Annotated in this window: 17 protein-coding genes; 5 read left to right on the top strand and 12 right to left on the bottom strand. The window is 65.6% G+C overall.

Annotated elements, in window-relative coordinates:
* Positions 1 to 196: 196 nt before the first annotated feature.
* On the top strand, positions 197 to 3073 hold the full coding sequence (locus IHE49_RS05620; RefSeq protein WP_192155759.1) for a TonB-dependent receptor: 2877 nt from the start codon (positions 197 to 199) through the stop codon (positions 3071 to 3073).
* Between the two features lie 72 nt (positions 3074 to 3145).
* Here the strand turns inward: IHE49_RS05620 and IHE49_RS05615 are convergent, their stop codons facing one another.
* Both IHE49_RS05615 and IHE49_RS05610 read right to left on the bottom strand, forming a co-directional pair.
* Complete coding sequence (locus IHE49_RS05615) at positions 3146 to 4729, bottom strand: sulfotransferase (RefSeq protein ID WP_192155757.1); 1584 nt, start codon at positions 4727 to 4729, stop codon at positions 3146 to 3148.
* Positions 4730 to 4809: 80 nt separating this feature from the next.
* The gene (locus IHE49_RS05610) at positions 4810 to 6789 is read right to left on the bottom strand and encodes a UvrD-helicase domain-containing protein (protein ID WP_192156082.1); all 1980 of its coding nucleotides are present in this window, start codon (positions 6787 to 6789) and stop codon (positions 4810 to 4812) included.
* Between the two features lie 98 nt (positions 6790 to 6887).
* Here IHE49_RS05610 and IHE49_RS05605 point away from each other — a divergent pair, with 98 nt between their 5' ends.
* Both IHE49_RS05605 and IHE49_RS05600 read left to right on the top strand, forming a co-directional pair.
* Positions 6888 to 7520, top strand: a complete 633-nt coding sequence (locus IHE49_RS05605) for a thymidine kinase (RefSeq protein ID WP_192155755.1) — start codon at positions 6888 to 6890, stop codon at positions 7518 to 7520.
* Positions 7521 to 7575: 55 nt separating this feature from the next.
* Entirely contained in the window at positions 7576 to 8352 is a 777-nt protein-coding gene (locus tag IHE49_RS05600) for a hypothetical protein (RefSeq protein ID WP_192155753.1), read from the top strand.
* A gap of 91 nt (positions 8353 to 8443) precedes the next feature.
* On the opposite strand, the gene IHE49_RS05595 is transcribed toward IHE49_RS05600, so the two are convergent.
* From IHE49_RS05595 to IHE49_RS05570, 6 genes are all read right to left on the bottom strand, one after another.
* Complete coding sequence (locus IHE49_RS05595) at positions 8444 to 9043, bottom strand: nitroreductase family protein (protein WP_192155751.1); 600 nt, start codon at positions 9041 to 9043, stop codon at positions 8444 to 8446.
* Between the two features lie 158 nt (positions 9044 to 9201).
* On the bottom strand, positions 9202 to 10029 hold the full coding sequence (gene mutM / locus IHE49_RS05590; protein WP_192155749.1) for a bifunctional DNA-formamidopyrimidine glycosylase/DNA-(apurinic or apyrimidinic site) lyase: 828 nt from the start codon (positions 10027 to 10029) through the stop codon (positions 9202 to 9204).
* Positions 10029 to 10520: a hypothetical protein gene (locus IHE49_RS05585; protein WP_192155747.1), complete on the bottom strand. Its 492-nt coding sequence runs from the start codon at positions 10518 to 10520 to the stop codon at positions 10029 to 10031. Before IHE49_RS05585 ends, mutM begins: the two co-directional genes overlap by 1 nt.
* Complete coding sequence (locus tag IHE49_RS05580) at positions 10517 to 11869, bottom strand: GldG family protein (protein WP_192155745.1); 1353 nt, start codon at positions 11867 to 11869, stop codon at positions 10517 to 10519. The genes IHE49_RS05585 and IHE49_RS05580 overlap by 4 nt, the downstream gene beginning before the upstream one ends.
* Before the next feature lies 1 nt (position 11870).
* A complete protein-coding gene (locus tag IHE49_RS05575; RefSeq protein ID WP_192155743.1) occupies positions 11871 to 12626 on the bottom strand; it encodes an ABC transporter permease subunit in 756 nt (251 codons plus the stop codon).
* Positions 12623 to 13369, bottom strand: a complete 747-nt coding sequence (locus IHE49_RS05570; RefSeq protein ID WP_192155742.1) for an ABC transporter ATP-binding protein — start codon at positions 13367 to 13369, stop codon at positions 12623 to 12625. Before IHE49_RS05570 ends, IHE49_RS05575 begins: the two co-directional genes overlap by 4 nt.
* A gap of 168 nt (positions 13370 to 13537) precedes the next feature.
* On the opposite strand from IHE49_RS05570, the gene IHE49_RS05565 reads away from it, so the two are divergent.
* Positions 13538 to 14728: a fatty acid desaturase gene (locus IHE49_RS05565; RefSeq protein WP_192155740.1), complete on the top strand. Its 1191-nt coding sequence runs from the start codon at positions 13538 to 13540 to the stop codon at positions 14726 to 14728.
* A 75-nt stretch (positions 14729 to 14803) separates the two neighbouring features.
* Here IHE49_RS05565 and IHE49_RS05560 read toward each other — a convergent pair whose 3' ends face one another.
* Positions 14804 to 15325: a DUF3016 domain-containing protein gene (locus tag IHE49_RS05560; protein WP_192155738.1), complete on the bottom strand. Its 522-nt coding sequence runs from the start codon at positions 15323 to 15325 to the stop codon at positions 14804 to 14806.
* Between the two features lie 146 nt (positions 15326 to 15471).
* On the opposite strand from IHE49_RS05560, the gene IHE49_RS05555 reads away from it, so the two are divergent.
* Positions 15472 to 16590 carry a saccharopine dehydrogenase NADP-binding domain-containing protein gene (locus IHE49_RS05555; protein WP_192155736.1) on the top strand — a complete coding sequence of 373 codons (1119 nt, stop codon included), beginning with the start codon at positions 15472 to 15474 and terminating at the stop codon, positions 16588 to 16590.
* Here the strand turns inward: IHE49_RS05555 and IHE49_RS05550 are convergent.
* The 3 genes from IHE49_RS05550 to rpmG form a co-directional block, all read right to left on the bottom strand.
* Positions 16580 to 17005: a thiol-disulfide oxidoreductase DCC family protein gene (locus IHE49_RS05550; RefSeq protein WP_192155734.1), complete on the bottom strand. Its 426-nt coding sequence runs from the start codon at positions 17003 to 17005 to the stop codon at positions 16580 to 16582. The two genes, IHE49_RS05555 and IHE49_RS05550, sit on opposite strands and share 11 nt — an antisense overlap.
* Positions 16995 to 17543 (bottom strand): DUF4166 domain-containing protein, encoded by a 549-nt coding sequence (locus tag IHE49_RS05545; protein ID WP_192155732.1) that lies wholly within the window; start codon positions 17541 to 17543, stop codon positions 16995 to 16997. The genes IHE49_RS05550 and IHE49_RS05545 overlap by 11 nt, the downstream gene beginning before the upstream one ends.
* A 161-nt stretch (positions 17544 to 17704) precedes the next feature.
* Positions 17705 to 17872 carry a 50S ribosomal protein L33 gene (gene rpmG / locus IHE49_RS05540; RefSeq protein WP_181303365.1) on the bottom strand — a complete coding sequence of 56 codons (168 nt, stop codon included), beginning with the start codon at positions 17870 to 17872 and terminating at the stop codon, positions 17705 to 17707.
* Between the last annotated feature and the right edge of the window lie 3 nt (positions 17873 to 17875).

The following is a 17875-nucleotide window of genomic DNA, read 5'->3' as shown; positions in this document are numbered from 1 at the left end:
AAAGTGAGTCCTGCGATCAAATGCGGGCGATAAATGTTGCGATGATGTTAAAACCCGTGATAAACCTTTTGCGCACGCCTTGCTGACCTTGGAGGGAGGTTGGCAGCTTTTCGCATCAGCTAATCGATGCGCCTGTGCGTGATATCCGGCCGATTGCACGTCGGATTCCAATTACTGATTTGGGGAGAATCAAAAAATGATGAAGTCGAAATTGACCATTGCCGTGGTGACGGCTTTGGCATGCGGTGTCGTGCCGGTTTCCCATGCGGCCGGACAATCGCAGCAGGATTCATCGAGTCAGACGCAAGGCACTACCCAGCAATCATCCGGCAGCGACCAGTCCACGAGCGGCAACTTGCAGGACAAGCAGGCAAAGCGCCTCGATGCCGTGGTGGTCAGTGGCTCGCTGATCAACAACGCACAGATCCAGACGGCCACGCCCACCTACACGATCACGGCCGAAGACATCCAGGCGCGCGGTTTCACTAGCGTGGCGCAGGTGCTGCAGAACGTGGTGCAAGCCACCGGTTCCGTGCAAGGGCCGCAAGCCAGTGGCGGCTTCACGCAAGGCGCCCAGGTGGTCAGCCTGTACGGACTGAACCCGGAATACACACTCACCCTGATTGATGGCAAGCCGATCACTCAGTTTGGCCAGCTCTACAACGGCCAGAGCAACTTCACCAACATCTCCAACATCCCGCTTTCGATGATCGACCACGTGGATGTGATCCCAGGCGGCGGTTCATCGATCTACGGTTCGGCGGCTATCGCCGGCGTGATCAACATCGTCACCAAGCAGCACATGGATGGCGCTGAAGTATTCGTACGCACCGGCAACTACGATGGCGGCGGCGGCGCCGAGCAGCACATCACGCTTTCGTTCGGTCACGACTATGGCAAGCTCAATGTGCTGGGTTCGCTGGAGTTCGACAACCAGTCGCCGATGTGGGCGTATCAGCGATCGCTGACCGCCACCAATCCCACGCCCGTCACCGTGGCGAAAATCTACAACTACGGCAGCATCGAAGACGGCACCTACACAGGTTCGACCTTGAGCTACCTAAGCCCGACCGACAACTGCGCAGCCATGAGTGGCCTGTTCCATGGCACCACCTACGACACGCCGTACATCGGCACTGCGGCCAACCCGCCCACCGGCACCTATTGCGGTTCCAAGAACGTATTAGGCTATACCACGCTGCAAAACCAGAGCCGCAGCTACGACGGCATGCTGAAGTTGCGCTACGACGTCAACAATTACGTGCGCCTTTACAGTGACATCCTGGCTGACTTCCAGCAGCAGCGATGGACTCCGGGCTCTAACTTCAACTGGTGGGGGCCCATCGATTACCCGTACGGCTTGATCGAAGATGCCAGCACCACCAACATCCTCTATCCGGAGCGTGTGTTCGGCCCCGAGGAGGTAGGTAACAACTACTACAACCAGCTGGGTATCCAGGACGACTTCATGTACCAGGCCGACATCGGTGCCAACGGTACCTTTGGCGACTCGAACTGGAACTGGGATATCTACTACCTGCGCTCGGGGGACCGCACTGACGAAAGCTCGCCCGAACGCATGGCGGCGCCTGTGGATGCCTACTTCAACAGCATTCTCGGTCCAGTGGTGGGCGTCGACCCGAACACCGGGTTGAACATGTACAACCCGAACTACCAGGCGTTCTACACGCCGCTGACGACCGCTCAACTCGCTAGCTTCATGCAAAACATCACCACCTTCAGCAACACCTGGATCAATAACACCCGCGCCACGATCAGCAACGACAGCCTGTTCGCGCTGCCGGGCGGCAACGCTGGCTTCGCCTTCCTGGTGGAGGGTGGCAACCAAGCGTGGTACGAGCCGCTCAGCCCGTTGATCGCCAACGGCGACGTTTGGGGCTTGACCGGTACCGGCGGCGGCGGCGTGCGCGACCACCAAGGGTCGGCGTTCGAGTTGAACCTGCCTGTGTTCAGGCAGCTCACCGTCGATCTGTCCGGCCGTTACGACCGCTACAAGGCGGACGGCGGCAGCAGCAGCGGCAAGTTCACTTACAAGGCGGGAATCGAGTACCGTCCGTTCGAAACTCTTCTGTTACGCGGCAATTACGCCACTTCCTTCCTGGCGCCGGATATGTCGGCGCTGTTCCTCGGCCCCAGCGGCAATTACCAGAGCATCATCGACTACTACCTGTGCGCCAAGAACGGAGGCAACCAGAACTGCAGCGCCAACTACTCCGAAGAAGTACAGGGGACGCTGCTTTCGAACAAGAACCTGAAGCCGACCACCGCGCAGAGCTGGACCGGTGGTTTCGTATGGTCGCCCACCAGCAACATCAGCTTCAGCGCCGACTTCCTGCATATCGCCATCCAGAACGAGATCGCGCCGCAGTCCACCGACTTGATGATGCGTCAGGATGCGCAGTGCCTGCTCGGCACGATGAACAACCCCAGCCTGTGCAGTCAAGTGGAGAGCCAGGTGCAGCGCAATGCGTTGACTGATCAGGTATCCACCATCACCCAGTACTACGTCAACGTTTCTAACGAGGTGACCGACTCGGTGACAGCCGAGGCCAAGTACCGGTTTGACCCGACTCCCTTCGGCACGTTCGGCTTGCAGTTTGACTACAATGACATGCTGAAGCATCAGTACCAGATCTACGCGGGCAGCATGCCTATCAACATGCTGGCTAATCCGCTGTACAGCTCCGAATTCAAGAGCATCGCCACCGGCGCGCTCAACTGGTCGCTGCACGACGACACTTGGTCCAGCACGCTGTACTGGCATCGCTACGGGCCGACGCCGAACAACACCGCTATGACCGATGGCCCGAGTTACCCGGGCGCCGGAAAGGTGTCGTCGTGGATCACCTGGAACTGGAGCCTGAGCTACGCGCCCCCAGCCATCAAGGGTCTGAGCCTTTCGATGCTGATCAACAACGTGCTGAACAAGATGCCGCCCAAAGATCCTACATTCGCGACCAGCTTCCCGTACTACAACACTTCGAACTACAACGTGTACGGTCGCGAGATCATGTTGCAGGCGGACTGGAAATTCGGCGCCAGGACCAATTGATCGAGACGTTGCGCCCATACCACACGAAGCCCGCCCTTGCGGAGGGCTTCGCTTTTCAACATATGCGGCGACTTAGTCCGCCGTGCCTATGCCTGCGCTGGCGAGTCGCCAGCGCAGGTCGCGCAGCTGGGGCTCGTAGCGGCGCCATTGGCCGATGGCGCGGCCGTAGATCGGTGCGCGAACCTGCCATGCATTGGGTGTGTTGACCGGTGCGGTGTTGTCCTCGGAGCGCAGGCAGGCGTCGTCCCACGGCAGTTTGCAGAACTCCAGCAGTTCGCGCGTGGTGGCTTCGGTGTTTTCCACCAGCGCCTCGTATTGCACTTCATGGATGCGGCCGGGGAACAGCTTGCGCCAATGTGCCATCAGGCGATCGAACTGAATGTAGTAGCGGCCGATGTCGTCGAGGTTGAAGGAGTAGTCGTAGAAACCCGACTCCTGGTCGAACAAGTGGCGGAAGTTGCCGATGCAGGTGTCCAGCGGGTCACGGCGCAGACAGACGATCTTCGCATTCGGCAGCGCGCGGGCGATGAAGCCGGCGTAGAGGAAGTTGTGCGGCATCTTGTCGATGAAGCGCGGCGTTTCGCCGCTTACCGGCCGCGTGCTGGCGAGGTAGGCCGCACCGAGCTGGCGCCAGTCGATGTGGCGGGTGCGCGCGGCGATGTCCGCCTCGCTCAGCAAGGCGGTGGGACAGCCGGAGGCGCGCTGCAGCAGGGTGGGGAAGTTCTGCAGTTCGCCGGCGGAACGCACCTCGGGGTGGCTGGAAAGCACGCGATCCAGCAAGGTTGTGCCGGTGCGCGGCATGCCGATGATGAAGATCGGTTCGTTCGTGGGATCGCCCGCCATCGTGGGTTCGGCGTCGGCGGAGGGGAACGCGCTATGCAGCGCCTCGAACATCGCCTCGTCGCGTGTGAACGCATAGGGCCGTATGCGTCGGCCGGCGGCCTTGCCGCGCGAGTAGTGCTCGAATGCGGGCGGGTAGTCGCCGAGGTCGTCATACTCCTTGCCCAGTGCGACGTTGAGCAGCAGGTCCGCGCCTGGATCGTGGCCGTGGCGCTGCAGCAGTTCGTGCAGGCGTTCGACGTGGTTGTGTTCCGTGGTCTGCTTCCGCAGCTGGGCAAGCAACAGGTGCGCGTACCAATGGCGCGGTTCGAGCCGCACGCAGGTTTCCAGTTCCTGCTCGGCGCCTTCGGCGTCGCCGAGCGAGTTCAGCGCGTAGGCGAGGTTGAGATGGTGGATCGCCTGCTCGGGCGCCAATGCCACGGCGCGACGGAACGCGTTGGCCGATTGCACGTGCGCATTGGCCTGTTTGTACACGGTGCCCAGCGTGCCCAGAGTCTGCACATCGTTGGGCGACAAGGTCATCGCGCGATCCGCGACCAGCCGTGCTTCGCGGAACCGGCGCGTCAGTGACAGCGCACAGGCGTATTGCGCAACGTATTCGACGCGGCGCGGCTCCAGATGGGTGGCTTTCAGCAGGTGCTCAAGCGCCCTCGGCATCTGATGCATGCACATGCAGGCCACGCCGGCCATGAAATGCACGCTCGCATCGTTCTGCGTAACGGCAAGCAATTGGGTGACGCGCTGCTGCACGCGCGGCCAGTCGTTCTGGTTGAAGGCGGCGACGAGCTTGCTGTAAGCCCGGGTCGAATCGATCACGGCAATCCCCTTGGCGCCGGCGGAATAAGAAGGCAACCGGTCGCTTCCGACACAATGAAAGGGCTGCGCCCGCGCGTCAACTAGGTGCCGGCGAGCATGGCCTTGATCCGCGCCATGTGCGATTCGGCGGTTTCGCGCACGGCCTCCTTGTCCGCCTCCGGGTCCTTGCCCTGCCAGTGCAGGTCGGCTTGCGGCAGTTCGTGCAGGAAGCGGCTGGGCTGGTTGCTGTGCACCTCGCCGTAGCGCCTGGTCTTGGCCGACCACGACAGCGTCAGCAGTTCCTTGGCGCGGGTGATGCCCACGTACATCAGGCGGCGTTCCTCGTCGATGCGGCCCTCGTCGATGGCGCCGTCGTGCGGCAGCGTGCCGTCCTCGCAACCGACGACGAAGACGAAGCGGAACTCAAGGCCCTTGGCGGCATGCAGCGTCATCATGCGCACCGCGTTGCCTGGGTCGTCGCGGTCGGCGTGGCTGAGCAGGGCGAGCTGGGCGGCGAGGTCGCCGGCGCTGTCGCCCTTCTGCATGGCACGGAACCAGTCGGTGAGTTCGCGCAGGTTGCCGAGCTTGCGCTCGCGCACGCTGGCGTCCGGCGTGCTGGCGGCAAGCTGTGCCGCATAGCCGGTGCGCTTGAGGATGCGTTCGACCAGATCCGCCGCGCTCTCGTGCAGCGAAGCGCTGCGCAGTTCGTCCAGCAGTCCGGAGAATGCGGCCAGCGCAGCGGCCGGGCGCGGCGTGAGCTGGCGCAGCACGCCGTCGCTGCGGGTGGCCTCCAGCAGCGAGCAATGCCTTGACTGCGCAAGCTGGCCGAGCTTTTCCAGCGTGGTGGAACCGATCTCGCGCTTCGGCACGTTCACCACGCGCAGGAAGGCGGCGTCGTCGGTGGGGTTGGCGAGCAGGCGCAGGTAGCAGAGCAGGTCTTTCACCTCGGCACGGTCGAGGAAGGAAAGCGCACCGGTAAGGTGGTAGGGCACGCGCGCCAGCCGCAGCGCCTTTTCCAGCGGCCGTGCCTGGAAGTTGCCTCGGTAGAGAATGGCCATGTCGTGCCAGCGCGCCTTGTGTTTCTCCGCCAGCGTAGCGGCGAGCGCTGCCACCTTCTCGGCCTCGTGCTCCGCCTCCTTGCACTCCAGCACGCGGATCGGCGCACCTTCCGGATGCTCGCTCCACAGCTTCTTCTCGTGGCTGTGCGGGTTGTTGGCGATCAGGGCGTTCGCCGCGCGCAGGATGCGCTTGCCGCAACGGTAGTTCTGCTCCAGCTTGATCACGCGCAGATTGGGCCAGTCGCGGCCGAGCTGGTCGATGTTCTCGGGGTTGGCGCCGCGCCAGGCGTAGATGCTCTGGTCGTCGTCGCCCACGCAGGTGATGCCGCCGCGCTCGCCGGTCAGCGCCTTCAGCAGGCGGTACTGCGCGTCGTTGGTGTCCTGGTACTCGTCCACCAGCAGATAGCGCAGTCGTTCGCGCCAGGCAGCGCGGCATTCGTCGTCGCTTTCCAGGATGCGCAGCGGCAGGCGGATCAGGTCGTCGAAATCCACCGCGTTGAAGGCGGCGAGGCGCGCCTGGTAAAGCTCATAAATGGTCGCCGCCTCCAGCTCGCGCGGACTGCGCGCGGAGGCCAATGCTTCCTCGGGAGAGAGCCCGGCGTTCTTGGCGCGGCTCAGCAGGTTGCGCAGGTTGAACAGCACGTCGGGCTTCGCGCCCTTGGGCGCGAGTTCCTTGACGATGCCTTCGCTGTCGTCGGCATCCAGCACGGAGAAGCCGCGGCGCAGGCCGGCGCGCGCGTGCTCGATCTGCAGGAACTTCAGCCCCAGCGCATGGAAGGTGCAGACGGTAAGTGCGGCGGCGTCCTCGGTGGACACCAGCTTGCCCACGCGCTCGCGCATCTCGCGTGCGGCCTTGTTGGTGAAGGTGATCGCGGCGATCTTCGAGGCCGCCAACTTTCGCCGGCCGATCAGGTGGGCGATCTTCTGCGTGATGACGCTGGTCTTGCCCGAGCCCGCGCCGGCCAGCACCAGCAGCGGCGTGTCGCAGTGTTCGACGGCGGCCTGTTGTTGCGGGTTGAGCATGGAGCGGGACAAGGCGTGAGGCGGCGGCCGATGGTAGCAGAGCGGCCGGATACCGGCCGGCGAGTTACCATGCACGACCCGGCATCTGGCGCAACGACATGGCCAAGCTCTACTTCTATTACTCGGCAATGAACGCCGGCAAGACCACCACGCTGCTGCAGAGCGCGTACAACTACCACGAGCGCGGCATGCGCACGCTCATCCTCACGCCGTCGCTGGACAACCGTTACGGCGAAGGTGTGGTGGCGTCGCGCATCGGCCTGAAGGCGAATGCACGACGCTTCGGCAGCGACGAGAACCTGCTCGCGCTGGTCGAGGCCGATATCGCTGCGCACGGCATGCTGAACTGCGTGTTCGTGGACGAGGCGCAGTTCCTCGCCAAGCAGCAGGTATGGCAACTCACCGACGTGGTGGACAGGCTGCGCGTGCCGGTACTGGCCTATGGCCTGCGCACCGACTTCCGCGGAGAGCTGTTCGAGGGCAGTGGTTATCTGCTCGCCTGGGCCGATGAGCTGCAGGAGATCAAGACCATCTGCCACAGCGGGAGCAAGGCCACCATGGTGGTGCGCGTGGACGGGCAGGGTCGTGCGGTCACCGCAGGGCCGCAGGTTGAGATTGGCGGCAACGACCGCTATGTCTCGGTGAGTCGCGCCGAATTCAAGAAGATCACCGAGGGCCGCGGCCGTATCGAGTTGCAGCAGAGCGTGCTCCCCCTGGGTGGCCACGACTGATAGGGAAAGCCGCAGGCTGCGGATTTTTCGAAACGAACCTCACGCAGGAAAACCCATGAGCGAAACCGCCCAGACCCCCGAGTGGCCGCGACCGTACTGGCAGCCCGGCGCCGATGAGGACGTGCTGCTGCAGTTCTTCGTGTTCGGCAAGTTCGATCCGCAGGAGCTGGTCATCCCTGCGCGCCGCTACGGTAGCCCCGGTCTGCCTGGCGGCGTGGACCTCCGGCGCTTCCAGAACCTGGAACTGCGCAAGTGGGAGGGCTACCCGCTGTCCGGCACGCTGGGCGAGATCCTGCGCGAAGAGGCGCCCGATGCATACGAGCAGGCGCGCATCGCGCCCGAAGTGCTGGTGGTGCGCGGCCAGCTGAAGGACAGTCCCAGCCTCGATTACCTGCGCGATACGCTGGGCGTGCTCGCCGCCTTGCTGGATATCGGCGGCCGCGTGATCCTCGACCCGCAGATCATGGGCCTGTTCGATGCCGCGGCGTGGCGCGAACGTTACCTGGTGCCGGGCGGCGCGCCGCCGCGCAACCACGTGCTGATCCTGCGCAGCGACGAGCCGGGCAGCGATCGCTCCTGGGTGCACACGCGTGGCATGCGCAAGTTCGGCCGTCCCGACCTCAGCTTCCGCCAGATACCTGCGCACGAACTGGATCGTGCTGGCGTGCTGTGCGAGAAGCTGGTGGAGATGCAGGCACTGGGCACCCGTTTCGCCGCGGGCCAGGCGCTGGAAGTGGAAGGCATGCAGCAAGCGTTGGTCGCGCGTCCGGGTGGCAGCCTCGACGATCCGGAGTTCAACAACCTGCACGTGGAGTTCCGCTGGCCGTTCTGAGCAGCCTTGCAGCCATCTTGCCCGTCATTCCGGCCTGCGCCGGAATGACGGTTTTGATTGTCCCGCCCGGCAACGGCGGGGAGAAAAGCGATCAGCCGGCGACGATGAAGCGCTGGCTGTCGTCCATGAAGGGCTTCTCGCCGAAGCCGCCTTCGTGCGAGCCGAACGGCATCTGCGCACGCAACTTCCACGAGGCTGGCACGTCCCATGTCGCACGGGCGGCATCGTCCACCAGCGGGTTGTAGTGCTGCAGGCTGGCGCCGATGCCGGCGTCGGTCAGCGCCAACCACACCGCGAATTGCGCCATGCCGCCCGACTGCTCGGACCACACCGGGAAATTGTCCGCATACAGTGCGAACTTCTCCTGCAAGCTCTTGACCACGTCCTGATCTTCGTAGAACAGCACGGTGCCTGCGCCGGCAGCGAAGCTGTCCAGCTTGGCGGCGGTCTGCGCGAAGGCCTCGGACGGCACGATCTTGGCGAGGGCTTCCTTCGCCAGCGCCCAGAACTTCACGCTCTGTTCGCCGAACAGGATCACGGCGCGCGAACTCTGCGAGTTGAACGAGGACGGCGTGTGCTTGATGGCCTCCTGGATGAGGCGATTCAGCGCGTCCTTGTCCACATTCACGTTGCGGCCCAGCGCGTACTGGGTGCGGCGCTTCTTGAGGTGTTCGATCACGGCGTTGCTCATGACGTTGCTCCGTAAAAAGAAAAGCCGAACCCGCGGAACGCTGGAGCGTTCCGGTCGTATGCACGTGTTCGGGATGGCGCTTATCTTGAGCGCGCTGCGCGGCGGCGGGTAGCCGGCAATCCGTGGTTACACCGTTTCCTTTGGGAAACGCTGGGCGATCAGCGCTGGCAGCGCGGGCACCAGAACGTGGAACGTTGGCCCAGCACCGTCTGCCGTATGGCCGTGCCGCAGACCTTGCACGGCTCGCCCTCGCGGCCATAGACCATCAGCTCGCGGAAGAAATACCCCGGTGCGCCGTCGGGAGCGAGAAAGTCGCGCAGCGTGGTACCGCCGCGCTCGATGGCGTGGGCGAGGATGCGCTTCACTTCGGCGGCGAGCCGCGCGTAGCGGGCGCGCGACACGCTGCCGGCTTCGCGGCGCGGGTCGATGCCTGCGGCGAGTAGCGCCTCGCTGGCGTAGATGTTGCCCACGCCCACTACCACCGCGTTGTCCATCAGGAACAGCTTCACCGCCGCCCTGCGGTTGCGCGAGAGGTGCCAGAGCAGGTCGCCGTCGAAGGCGTCGGTGAGCGGCTCGGGGCCGAGCTTCGCGAGCAGCTCATGCGTGCTGCCGGGCGCTTGCCACAGCAAGCAGCCGAAACGGCGCGGATCGGTAAAGCGCAGCACGCGCGGGCCGGTGTGCACGCCGCGATCCAGCGCGATGTCCACATGGTCGTGCGGTCCGAGTGGCGCATCCGGCGGCAGCACGCGCAGCATGCCACTCATGCCGAGATGCAGCAGCGCGCTGCCCACCTGCGTGTGCAGAAGCAGGTATTTTGCACGCCGTTCGACGGACTCGATGCGCTGGCCGGGCAGCAGCTCGGAAACCTCGGGTGGAATCGGCCAGCGCAGGTCGGGGCGGCGCAGCGTCACCGAAGTGACGCGCCGGCCGACCACATGCGGTGCTATCCCGCGACGGGTGGTTTCGACTTCAGGCAATTCGGGCATCAGTGCAACCCGAGGTCTTGTTGCTTCTGCTGTGGCGCCTGCGGCATGAAGCGCAGCGATACCAGCGCCACGCGCCCATCCACCCGCACGTAACACTGCGGTCCGGTGGCGGACACCGCGCCGAAGGCGAGGCGCTGGCCGTCCAGCGTGAGCACGGCCTTGGGCGGGGAAAGGCCGATTCTCGAGGCATCGAATTCGCCGGCGGCACGCCATTCCAGCACGGGCGCGGCAGCGGCTTCGGTGAGCGTTTCGAGATAGCGGTCGTCTGCGCGCTGGCCATCTCCGCGCCACCAGTGGCCGTCGCGTTTCGTGTAACGGGCCGGGGCTCCATCGCCGAGTTGCAGCGTCGCTTGCGTGATCGCCGCCGGATCGAGCGTGAGCAGCTTGCCCGGCGCCTTGCGTGCATCGCTTTGCCATTGCCACAGCGCCAGCGCGACCAGCGCGGTAGCGCCGATCAACATCAACAGGCGCGAGCGCACGGCCCGCTTCATGCGCGGCGGCGGCGCCACGCGATCAGGCCGCCGGCGATGAGCAGCAGCAGCGGCAGCACCACCATGAAGCCAAGGCTGGCGGCATCGAGTTCACTCTGGCCGATGCGCAGCACGCGGTCGGGCACGCCTTCGCGCGGCACGTCGATGAGCGCATCGTCGCCCAGCAGCCAGTTGAAGATGCGCTCGCCCAGCGCGCGGTTGCCGCCCTGGCCGAGGTAGGCGTTGGAAAGGAAATCGCCGTCGCCGACCACCACCGCGCGCTGCTCGCGCTTGTCCGGACTGGGCGAGAGACGTGCCAGCGTGAAACCGAAGTCCAGCGGCCCCTTGAGTTCGCCGGCTGCGGCGTCGTAACGGATGGCCGTGGGGTGCGCGTTGTCGATGGGGTGGAACTCCGTCCAGCTCTGCGCGCTGGAGCGCAGCATGGGCGTTGCCGTCCAGCCACCCGTGCCGGTGCGCGCCAGCGCCGCGACCTGCGGGAAGCGCGTGGCGAGTTGGAAGCCGAGCGTGACCGGGTTGGCCGGATATTGCGCCACGGCCAGCAGACGCGGATCGGCCAGACCCAGCGCGGCGCCGCTGCCGTCCACCAGTACGCCTGGCAGCACCTGCACGCCAAGCGCATCGGCCAGCGGCTTCAGGCCGAGGTCATCGTTCGCGGGATCGCGCAGCCACAGCAGGTTGCCGCCATCCTGCACGTAGTTCACCAGCGCCTTCGCCGCACCGGTGGGCAAGTCGGAAGTGGGGCTGGCCAGCACCACGAGGTCGGTGCCCTGCGGCACGGCGACGGCTTGCGCGAAACTCAGTGGCACGGCACGCAGGCCGCTCTGCGCGAGCTGGTCCATCAGTGCAGCCATGTCCGCGTCGCCCTGGCCGGAAGGCAGGCGTTCGCCGTCGCCGGTGACGAAGGCCACGATGCGGTCGTTGCCGCGGATCAGGCGCTCCAGCGCGTTCGTCACGTCGCTTTCGGAAAGTTCCGTCAATCGCTGCTCATGGCCGTGATAGTGCAGGATCAGCTCGCCATCTACGGCGATGCCCAGCTCGCGCATCCTGGCTGGATCCTGCTGCGGGTCGACGAAGCGCAGCGCGAGGTCGGGCTTGGCCTGCTGGTAGCGCTGCAGGAAGGCGGCGACCTGTGCGCGCAGGTCGCCCTGCGGGCTGGCGTAACTGACGATCTCGACCGGCCCGGCCAGCTTCGCCAGCACCGCGCGGCTCTGCGGCGACAGGCTCAGACGGCCGTTGGCCGTCCAGTCGGAAACATGCGCATAGCGCGCGCTGAAAAAGCCGAGCGCGCCCGCACCGGCCAGCAACAGCAGGGCGAACAACCAGCCGTCCAGGCGTCTGGAAAGTTTCATGTCAGCCGCGCTCCCTGTCGGCAGCGAGGCGGCGCGCGGCGAGTGCGAGGCACACCGCGATCAGCAGTACGAACCACAGGATGTCCGTGGTGGAAACCAGCCCACGCAGCAGGTTCTGCTCGTGTGTGCTCATCGCCAGCCAATTGATCGCACCGCCGTTGAGGCCGGCCATCTGCGCGCCGAGGTTTACCGTCCACAACGCCAGGCCGATCAACAGGCCCAGCACGGCAGCGAGGGCGGGATGGGGGGTGAAGGCGGAAGCCGCTACGGTCAGTGCGGTCAGTGCGGCCAGCATGAGGGCGATGCCCAGTGTGGCGGCCGCCAGTTTGCCCCAGTCCGGTGTGGTGGCGTGCGCCAGCGATAGCGGCATGGCCAGCGTCAGCAGCAGCCACAGCAGCAGCCACAGCAGCAGCGCGAAATACTTGCCGAGCACGATGCGCGATGCCGGCACGCCTGCGGCGAACAGCAGCGGCAGTGTGCCGTTGCGGCGCTCGCCGGCGAGGGTGGACATGGCGAGCAGCGGCACTACCAGAAACGCCAGCTGCGCGAGCTGGCCCAGCAGCGGTACGGCGACCAGGTCCACGTAGCCCGGGCCGTCCGGCAATGCGGCGCGCTTGATCTCGCCCGCGAGGAAATCGCCAAGCAGGCGGGTGAAACCCCAGCCCAGCCAGGCAAGGCTCAGCGCGAGCAACACCCACGCCAGCGGCTGCACGCGCAGGCGGCGTACCTCGAGTCGGAACATGGCGACGAGACTCATGCAGCGCGCGCCTGCATGGCGATCTCGAAGAAGCGACGCTCCAATGCGGCGTGATCGTCGGCGCGCACCGGGCCTTCGTGGCGGAGGCGTCCTTCGTGCAGGATCGCCACGCGGTCGCATACCGCGGTGACTTCGACGAGCACATGCGTGGAGAGGATCACCGCCGTGCCTGCGGTGGCCTGTTCGCGGATCAGCTTGCGCAGCGCGCCGACCTGCACCGGGTCCAGCGCATTCGCCGGTTCGTCCAGCACCAGCAGGGCAGGGCGATGCAGCAAAGCGCAGGCCAGTCCGAGACGCTGACGCTGGCCTTGCGAGAGCGCACCCGCCAGCCGGCGCGCCAGCGGCAACAGTTCCAGCCGTTCGACGATGGCTTCCCGTGCCCCGCGCAAGGCGTCGCCACGCAGGCCGCGCAGGCGGGCGTGGGCGTCCAGGTGTTCGGTCACGGTGAGTTCCGGCCATACCGGTGCACGTTCAGGCAGCCAGCCGATCAGGCGCCGTGCCAGCTCGGGTTGTTCCAGGAAATCGTCGCCGTTCAGGTGGATCGAGCCGCTGTCCGGTCGCAGCGCACCGGCAATCATCGCCAGCGTGGTGGACTTGCCGGCGCCATTGACCCCCAGCAAGCCAAGTACCTGGCCGGGCGCCAGACTGAGGCTGAGATCCTGCACTGCCGCGCGGCCGGCGCGGCGGCGGGCGACCTGTTCGAGTTGCAGGACGGGAGGTGTGGCGGCTTGAGCGGCGGTCATCCCGCGATTGTCGACGCGGCCCCGGTTTCACACAACCTGCGACGGTCACGGTTAACGAAATCACAAGTGACCGTCACCTAGTATGTCCGATCACCGTGCAACATGCTGGCGAGTACGGCAAACCCTCGCCTAGACTGCACTTTAGAACCCGTCCCGAGTCCCGTCCCGATGCTCGATTCCGTGCTTAATTTCCTGTCCCACGGCCTGACCCACGCCAGTTGGGTCAGCATGCTGGTCTACCTGCTGGTGGTCACCCAGCTCACCATTTTCACGGTGACGCTGTACCTGCACCGCAGCCAGACCCATCGCGGCGTGGATTTCCACCCGGCGCTGGCGCACTTCTTCCGCTTCTGGGGCTGGCTCAGCACCGGCATGGTCACCAAGGAGTGGGTGGCGGTGCACCGCAAGCACCACGCCAAGGTGGAGACCGAGGAAGACCCGCACAGCCCGGTGATCTTCGGCATCAAGAAGGTGTTCTGGGACGGCGTGTCGCTGTATCGCGACGCGTGTGCGTCGAAGGAAGACATGCAGCAGTACGGCCGTGGCACGCCGGACGACTGGGTCGAGCACAAGGTCTACGGCGCGCACCCGTACTGGGGTCCGTCGCTGATGCTGATCGTCGACCTCGCGCTGTTCGGCGTGATCGGCGCGGCGATCTGGGCCGTGCAGATGGTGTGGATTCCGTTCTGGGCCGCGGGCTTCGTCAACGGCGTCGGCCATTGGGCCGGCTACCGCAATTTCGAAAGCGCCGATACTTCGCGCAACCTGATTCCCTGGGGTTTCTGGATCGGCGGCGAAGAGCTGCACAACAACCACCATGCCTTCCCAAGCTCGGCCAAGTTCGCGCTGCGCAAGTGGGAGTTCGACATCGGCTGGGCGGCGATCTGCGCCTTCCGTGCCATGGGCCTGGCCAAGGTGTTGCGCGTGGCGCCCACCCTGGATGTGCGCCCCAACGTACCGCTGCCCGACGCCGAGACGCTCAAGGCCGTACTCACCCATCGCTTCCTGGCGATGACCGACTACTACCGCAACGTGATCGTGCCCACGCTGCGCGAGGAAGCCACGCAAGCCGGCGAAAACATCAAGGCCGTGCCGCGCCGCCTGCGTCGCGCGCTGGCTGATGGTGGGCGCTGGCTCGACACCGACAACAGCAGCAAGCTGCAGGCCGTGCTGGCCAAGCGCCCGACCCTGCAGACCGTATGCGACTTCCGCAACCGTCTCGCCATCCTGATGGAGCAGCGCGGTGCTGAGCAGGCGCTCAAGGGCCTGCAGCAGTGGATCGTCGAAGCCGAGCAGAGCGGCATCCGCACGCTGCAGGATTTCGCCGGCCGCCTCAAGGGTTACGCGGTCGCTGCCTGATCCGCCCACGCTTCGCAAACGAAGGCCCGCCAAATGGCGGGCCTTCTGCTTTGGCGCAACGACAAACGCACGGCTTCAGAGTTGGTCGGGCCCCTTGCGCAGCCAGCGGTCGAGCAACGCCTTCTCATAGCGCAGGCTGTCGGTCTCCGACGTGTTGATGCTGTCGGAGAGGAAAGCCGGGTCGCGCAGCTTGCGCGTGCCTTCGCGCAGCACCTTGCCGTCGGCGTCGAGCAACTGGAAGCGCAGATCGATGCGTGGGGGGTAGATGTCCTTGACGATGCGCACCTCGTGCAACGGACCGGGGCGCCACGGCTCGAAATTGCCGGCGCGATCGATGTCGGTTACCGCGATGGCCAGGCGATCGCCCGGCGGCAGCATCCTGCTGGCGCGGTTCTCGATGTACGACTTCAACACCTTCAGGTAATCGTCGTCGTCAAGCTGGGGCGCCAGCGAGCGCAGCTTGTGCGTTTCGGTGAACTGCTCGGGGTGGTCGTAGGTGACGGTGACATTGGTGGATGCTGCGTTTCCCGCCATCGCCGGCGCTCCGAGCAGCGTCAGGGCGGCAAGCAGCATATGCAGAACGATGCGACGGTTCATGGCGGTTTCCTCCGACGCGGGCGATATCGCCCGGATAGGCAAGATAACGCCGCTGCGGCATGGCGGTGTACTGCGTCGGTTTTTCCGTGGAGGCGCACCCGTGGCAAGCTCCAGGGATCCATGGCGCATAAACGGGAAGACTAAGGATGGGGTTGCGGGTGGTCGTTCTTGGCGCGACCGGCGTGTTCGGTTCGCGCATCGCGGCAAGGCTTGCGCACGATGAACGCTTCGAGCTGCTGCTGGCCGGGCGTCGCGTGGCGATGCTGGAAGAGTTGCGTGCGACCATCGGCGATGCGCGCGTGCGTATCCATGCGCTGGACACGGCGGCCGCGGATTTTCCGGCGGAATTGGCCGCATTGCGGCCGCAGCTGGTGATCCATGCTGCCGGGCCGTTCCAGGGGCAGGACTATCGGGTCGCTGAGGCATGTATCGATGCCGGTAGCGATTACGTCGATCTTGCCGACGGTCGCGATTTCGTCAGCGGCTTTTCCCGTCTCGACGAACGCGCGCGCCGAGAGGGGTACCTGCTGGTCAGCGGCGCATCCAGTGTTCCGGCGCTGAGTTCGGCCGTCGTGGATGCGTTGTTGCCGGAGTTCGGCGCGCTGGACACCATCGAGCATGCGATCAATCCCGGCAACCGCACGCCGCGTGGCGATGCCACGGTCGCGTCCATCCTCGGCTATTGCGGACGGCCCGTCCGGCTTTGGCGCGCTGGTCGTTGGGAAGTGGCGCATGGCTGGCTGGACAGCCGGCGCCAGTGGTTTCCGTTCGGGTACCGCCGCGTGGGTATTTGCGATATTCCGGACCTGGAGTTGTTCCCTGCACGTTATCCGCAGGTGCTTTCGGTGGTCTTCCGCGCGGGCCTGGAGCTGCCCCTGCTGCAATGGGCCACCTGGGGCCTGGGCGTATTGGTGCGGTTCGGGCTCATCCGCGACCTTGCGCGACATGCCCCCGCATTGCGGCGCGTGAGCGAGCGGTTCATGCGCTTCGGTTCGGATGTCGGCGGCATGGCGGTGGAATTGCGCGGCACCGACGGGCAAGGCAGGCCGCTGCATTTGTGCTGGTGGTTGGACGCGGCCGAGGGCGACGGGCCGCAGGTGCCGGTGACCCCGGCGGTCGTGCTCGCGCGCCGGCTGGCGGACGGCCTGGTGGAGGCCACGGGCGCCATGCCCTGCATGGGCCTGCTCACGCTGGAGCAGATCGTCGAAGGGTTCGACGGCTTCGCGTTGCGTACCGGTATCCGGACGATGCCGGTCAGTCGATGAAGCGCCACGCCTGGTCCGGCTCCGGCAAGCGGCAGTGCGCACGCCGGCCGAACAGGCGATAGCGGTGGCGGGCGATCCAGCGATAGGCCGGGTCGCGCAGGAAGCGGGGGATCAAGCGCAGCGTCGTGCCCGCCGCTCGCCACGGCATACCCAGCTGGCCCAGCACGCGAGCGATGGCGTTGGTGTCGCTGTAGCCCTGCCCCTGGTCGACCAGCAGGAACGACACCGGATCGTCCGGCGACAGGCCGTGCGCGATGAGCAAGGCGCGTCCCTGCTGCCCCTGCATGGCTGCCAGCCGGAAGCGCCCGGCTCGGTCGTGGCGCAGGATGAAGTCCACCCAGCGGCCGCAGAGCACGCAGACGCCGTCGAAGACGATGACGGGATGTTCGGGAGGTGGCGCGGCCTCAGGCGACATGATCGATCTCCAGCCAGCCGCAGTAAGCGACGAGTCGGCCGACCAGCGGCAGGCGCACGTCGATGTCGAAGGCGTAACGGCCGCCGCGCATGCCGCTGCGCGACAGCACCGTGCCGCAGAGGGCGCGCGGCAGCGGCAGTCCGAGCAGGCGCACGCCTTGCAGTTGCCATTTGATCGCGTCGTCGTCGCAGTGCAGGGTGAAGCAAAGGGTCACGGGGCCGAGTCGTTCGTGTAATTGTCCATCGGTGCCGGCGCGTAGCATCGAGCACATGCTGCTGCGGCGGAAACGGCGGCTCCAGCGTTCGTGCGCGACATTCCGTTCGATGGTGACGGTGATGGCTTGCCCCGCGCCTGGTTCGGGCAGGGTCAGCACGCGCCGAAGCAGGCGGGCGGCCAGGTGGCTTGCGCCGGTGACATCGGCTTTGCCGCTGGCCTGGACGATGCGGCCTTCGGCGTGCATGTGTTGCACGGCGGCCCCCAGCCGCGGCCAGTCGGCGGCTGGCAGCAGGGTGCGGAACAGGGCGGTGGAAGATGGCATGGATGCGATCTTCCGGGGGGCGCTGGCCGGGGGCAAGCGATGACGTTTGGCGGGAGCATGAAAAAGCCCGCCTGGCGGCGGGCTTTTGAGTACTTCACTGGATCCCGGCTTTCGCCGGGATGAGCAACGATGATCCAAGCGCAAGGCGCTTGGATCGTTGCTCACTTGATCTTGCCTTCCTTGTAGATCACGTGCTTGCGCACGACCGGATCGTACTTCTTGAACTCGAACTTTTCCGGCGTGTTCTTCTTGTTCTTCTGCGTGGTGTAGAAGTGGCCGGTACCGGCCGAAGAAATCAGGCGGATCTTGTCGTTTGCACCCTTAGCCATGAC

It is taken from the genome of Rhodanobacter sp. 7MK24 (genome assembly GCF_014842995.1).
GTDB lineage: Bacteria > Pseudomonadota > Gammaproteobacteria > Xanthomonadales > Rhodanobacteraceae > Rhodanobacter_A.
This window is presented reverse-complemented; position numbering and strand designations above follow the sequence as displayed.